General features: G+C 44.2%; 6 protein-coding genes. All 6 read right to left on the reverse strand.

Annotated elements, in window-relative coordinates; all coding sequences use genetic code 11:
• Window positions 1-88: 88 nt before the first annotated feature.
• The 6 genes from E4634_RS20925 to E4634_RS20950 all read right to left on the reverse strand — a co-directional run bounded on the left by E4634_RS20925 (window position 89) and on the right by E4634_RS20950 (window position 3,150).
• Window positions 89-427 carry a hypothetical protein gene (locus tag E4634_RS20925; protein WP_135446638.1) on the reverse strand — a complete coding sequence of 113 codons (339 nt, stop codon included), beginning with the start codon at window positions 425-427 and terminating at the stop codon, window positions 89-91.
• 125 nt (window positions 428-552) lie between these two features.
• Entirely contained in the window at window positions 553-855 is a 303-nt protein-coding gene (locus tag E4634_RS20930) for a hypothetical protein (protein WP_135446639.1), read from the reverse strand.
• Between the two features lie 86 nt (window positions 856-941).
• The gene (locus tag E4634_RS20935) at window positions 942-1,307 is read right to left on the reverse strand and encodes an EthD domain-containing protein (RefSeq protein WP_135446640.1); all 366 of its coding nucleotides are present in this window, start codon (window positions 1,305-1,307) and stop codon (window positions 942-944) included.
• A gap of 123 nt (window positions 1,308-1,430) precedes the next feature.
• Entirely contained in the window at window positions 1,431-2,090 is a 660-nt protein-coding gene (locus E4634_RS20940) for a class I SAM-dependent methyltransferase (RefSeq protein WP_135446641.1), read from the reverse strand.
• Window positions 2,091-2,255: 165 nt separating this feature from the next.
• A complete protein-coding gene (locus tag E4634_RS20945; RefSeq protein WP_135446642.1) occupies window positions 2,256-2,639 on the reverse strand; it encodes a VOC family protein in 384 nt (127 codons plus the stop codon).
• A 112-nt stretch (window positions 2,640-2,751) separates the two neighbouring features.
• Complete coding sequence (locus tag E4634_RS20950; protein WP_135446643.1) at window positions 2,752-3,150, reverse strand: hypothetical protein; 399 nt, start codon at window positions 3,148-3,150, stop codon at window positions 2,752-2,754.
• Window positions 3,151-3,429 lie beyond the last annotated feature (279 nt).

Consider the following 3,429-nt stretch of genomic DNA (forward strand, 5'->3'; position numbering starts at 1 on the left):
CTTGGCTTGGCTTGGCTTGGCGAAAATCCTAGTTAAATTGTGGTACCCGAACTAACCGATGAGTTCACGTTCTCACTGTCTTGACTTGTTATGAGCTTGTATTTACACCAATAGCTCCAACTATAAATAGAGCACCTACAAGCCCCCAAAAAGCAATATAGAGACGCTTCAAGAAGCTACATTTTCTTATCAGCAATTTATCACCCAAGTCCACCGGTCGATTGCTCCGCAGGAAACGCATAAAGAGCCCCTTGGTTGCCGGAGGACCGCTCATGAACATTGATGGCTGACCCATCGCAATATATTCTTCAGTATGATTGTCTCGCAGATATTTAAAAAGCCTGGAGACGTTGAAAAACCAAACGAGCGTCACTATAAGTATCGAAACAAAAATTAAAATAAACAGGAGAGCAACGATAGTTTTCAAATGTCTAGACCCATCTACCTCTCATAACGACGCCAGCACGGGACGCGATGTGGGGAAAAGCCCCGAAATGGAGGTCCGCGCGCTGCGCAGCAGCGCTATAGTGCTTGGCACTGCTATGGCTTGTTTCAGAGCAGTTCGTAAAGCGCCTCAAACCCGCCCTCCACATATTTAACAATTATGAATGGCAAAATACCGCCGATCATGCAACCCCAGAATAACGCGAATACCACGGCGTTTTCTTGCTTTCTCTCTGTAGGCCAGACGGAATCAGTAATCACCACCACTATGATCATGACCAAACTAAGTAGCGCCAAAAGGTAGCCTACAAAGCTAGATATATAAGCTCCTGCCCAAACCAAGACCGAAACTATCAACGCACCAATTAATGAGTGTGGTTTTGGTTTGGTGTAGCTGCCGCTTCTTAACATCAATTCAATCCATCCGCTATTTCTCCAAGCGCTTCAAGCAGGGGCCCGCGGAAGCGCCCTTGCTGCCTTGACTTGTTATGCGATTTTTAGAAAATCTCTTTTTCTTCAGCTACCCAGAATGGAGAGTTTTCCAAGTCTATAAATTGCTTTTCGTCTTCAATTAAGGTGACTAGCGCCTTTAAAGCTGCCTCATCCTGGCCAAGAGACGAAAGTACCTCCATTGACTCAAACCATGCTTCGCCAATACCGTCAAACATTTCTGGGCCACCTCTAGATGCTCTTAGAGATTCACTCACTTCGTTGTCGATCGAATGCGATTGGACGTATCTAGCAATCTTTAGGTCGTCTTTCAGCTCCTTGATGAGATTTGCATGTTCGTTGTACCAGTATTCAAAGAATTCCTTTCTTGTAATACCGACTTTTCTTTTTATACAGATTGTAGTTTTAATCATCAATATTCCCACTTAGCTACGTTCGCATAACGCCCTTATAACGGGCCGCAACGCAGGCGTGAAACGCCGGAGTGGAGGTCCGAGCCAGCTTGCTGGCGGGCGTTGATTAGCTTGTTATGTGTACTACTTTTCAATGGACGCTGTTAGAACAACAAAACCCATTTGGTTTGTATCTCCTTGGGGAGACTTAATATCCTCTGATATATATTCAGCATGAATATTCGCAAATTTTCTTGCGGCCAATTTTTCGATAATTTCATCTAGAGGGCGTATATTGAAGCCATGTTCGCTAAAGGGCATACGCTGAAGTAGGCCCTGAGGCCTTAGACCAAAAACAATTCGCCCACCTGCAACCAGCCAGTTAGCTATTTTTTGAAAAAGTAAGTCTAAATCGTCAATGAAGTAAAGGACATTTACAGCCAGCAGCCCATTAATTTTCCTTTGCGGAATGTCAGCCTCTAAACAGTTTCCAATTTTTATATCTATGATTTCTGGATTTATTTGGCTTAGTATCGTTAAGGCTTCAGATGCCATTGTCTCAGAATGCTCTAAACCAATGTATCTTCCTTCATTTCCCACAGCCTCGACAATCGGGCATGACAAAGCGCCATTTCCCAGCCCGATTTCGAGTATAGCTTCTCCATTTACGGGAGATAAGCAAGATATACAACGAGAAATCATAACCGCATTGCTTTCATTCATTCTTTCACCAAACAAGACGCCGTTTTCACCACTTGGGCATGAAAGTTGATTCGCCACTTCCTTTAAATCATTTTTGTTCATTCACTCAATCTCTCTTATTGTGCTGGAAGAACATAACGCTGTGCTAACCTGCCGGGCGTAGTGGAGCCGACTTTTGATAAAATGAGCACAGCGAATCAAAAGTGGGTGGAGCGTAGCTGGGTCAGGTTGTGCACTTTGTTATAGCAAATTGAGCTCTATAAGCTTTTATTCATTGACTCTGTGTAAGGCACATATTTTGTTGCCATAGGGGTCTCGCAAATAGGCCACATACAACCTACCAAAGACATTTTCTCGAATTCCTGGCGGCTCTTCGCATTCACTGCCTCCATTCGCAATACCTACAGCATGCCATTCGTCAACTTTACTAGGTGAATCCGCAATAAAACCAATTGTGCCTCCATTTGCATGAGTCATCGACCGGCCATCAATTGGCTTTGATATGGCAAAGACACCAGACTTAGCTATATAAAAACAACGACCCTTTTCATCAATAATCCCTTCGCGATAGCCTAGTACGTCTAGCAATTTATCGTAAAACACTTTGGATAATTCAACATTATCACTACCTACCATTACGTGACTGAACATATCGATTGTATATCCGTTTAAATTATTGAAATTTGAATATGATACTCGGCGCTGTAACGCCGCGCACAAAAGGAGACAATTGCCGGAGGTCCGTTGCTGCGCCTTGTTAGCACTATATGCCTAAAAATGGGAAATTCTCTTTGATATCTTTCTGGAAGCGAGTATCTGAACAATACCTAAGAACCCAAGGTACATATTCTGAACTCCCTCCATCAAAGGAATTAGCTTTTGAAATACCAGCATCGCCCAACTTAATTATCAATCCGCTCACGAGGTCAACAAACTGGAAAAAGCCTTTTACGATAACCTCTGCGTCTTTATCAGCTGACTCTTCCAGCTCGATATCCTCCCCGAAACAGTCATGAGGACTTTCTAATACCTTGATGATTGACAGTATCCAGTCAACATCACTTTCATTCAATTTATTCGATAGCTCAAGAATCTCTTGCTCTGGGATGCTTCCTGCCCGAAGTTTCTGAAATATCTTTTTTAGCTCAACTTCCTTCTCCATACGTTCTCTCCTAGGTGTGACCGCTTCAAGCAGGGGCCCGCGTTAGCGGGTCCCGGCGCGAAGCGCTGATCTTCACCCGATAAAACGGACACTGGATTAGGCCGCATCAGCTTCATACTCGGCAGGGTGATCTTCACCCGATAAAACGGACACTGGATTAGGCCGCATCAGCTTCATACTCGGCAGGGCCCATATAAGCAATTCCAGAATCCAGACTCTCCTGATTGTAGAAGCCGTTGATATACGATGCGAGAGCTGAGCGAAGCGCCGGTTCATTTG

This window comes from Mangrovimicrobium sediminis (genome assembly GCF_004745945.1).
GTDB lineage: Bacteria > Pseudomonadota > Gammaproteobacteria > Pseudomonadales > Halieaceae > Mangrovimicrobium > Mangrovimicrobium sediminis.